The sequence below is a fragment of the Paenibacillus marchantiophytorum genome, assembly GCF_014640555.1.
GTDB classification, from domain to species: Bacteria; Bacillota; Bacilli; order Paenibacillales; family NBRC-103111; genus Paenibacillus_E; species Paenibacillus_E marchantiophytorum.
In genome coordinates, this window is sequence record NZ_BMHE01000132.1 from 1 (window position 1) to 852 (window position 852).

The 852-nt window shown below is 43.4% G+C and carries 2 protein-coding genes; both read right to left on the reverse strand.

The window, feature by feature from the left end; translation table 11 throughout:
* Positions 1-418: GrpB family protein (locus IEY34_RS36270; protein ID WP_189021122.1), on the reverse strand; the 418-nt coding region annotated here is incomplete at its 3' end.
* 68 nt (positions 419-486) lie between these two features.
* Positions 487-693 (reverse strand): hypothetical protein, encoded by a 207-nt coding sequence (locus tag IEY34_RS36275; protein ID WP_189021124.1) that lies wholly within the window; start codon positions 691-693, stop codon positions 487-489.
* Positions 694-852 lie beyond the last annotated feature (159 nt).

Genomic DNA, 852 nt, shown 5'->3' on the forward strand with positions numbered 1-852 from the left:
CAAGTTCCACCTTTAAGTCACCATATTGTTTAGCATCCTCTGGATGGCTTCTTAAATAGTCTCGAAATAGGATATGACGCTTATACTCTACGTTATCCAGGGTGCAGACATATAGATGATGCCAAGTTACATTGGCGGGTGGAATAAAAGCCTCTCGACCGGTAGCTCCTAAGTCCCCTTCATGAACGTAGCCAAGAGTGGCTAGCCCTTTAATAGCCTTAAGGACATCCGATTGTGTAGGCACAACCACATCGATATCAACAATCGGCTTCGATGCCAAGCCGGGAACGGATGTACTACCAACATGTTCTATTGTGACTACGAAATCGCTTAAAACAGGAATTACAAAGCCTCGTAATTGCTGAAACAGTTGAACCCAAATGGGGTCATATTCACGTACTATTAGACTGGATCCCATTAAACTCCTCCTTCTTGATACTTTTAACAGATAAAAGTCTAACGACAAGAAAGTCCCTACAAAATGCGTTATTGCGGAGACCTGTCCCCATAATTTGACCTCCTGTAAAAAAATCGTGTTTGTCCCATCTGCTTTTGATACTGTTCTGCCAATTTATTAAGGGGCAGCGCCAGACCGCCATTGAACAATTTTTTCACATGATTATCGTTCACAGCTAACGTAATGAAATCGGAAAGCTTGCTTGAAGCGATCATCGTATTCAGCTTCTTATTCACACCCGTCTTTTTGGACAGACAAACCTTCAATTTCACATGCGGAATTGAAGGTATTTAGCTGGTCTCGAACGCTTCCGGTACTGGTTTTCTGTGAAATGCTTTTATATCTTGAAGCGGAGGGAGCCCGAAGAGCCGGCGGTATTCCCGGCTGAATTGAGC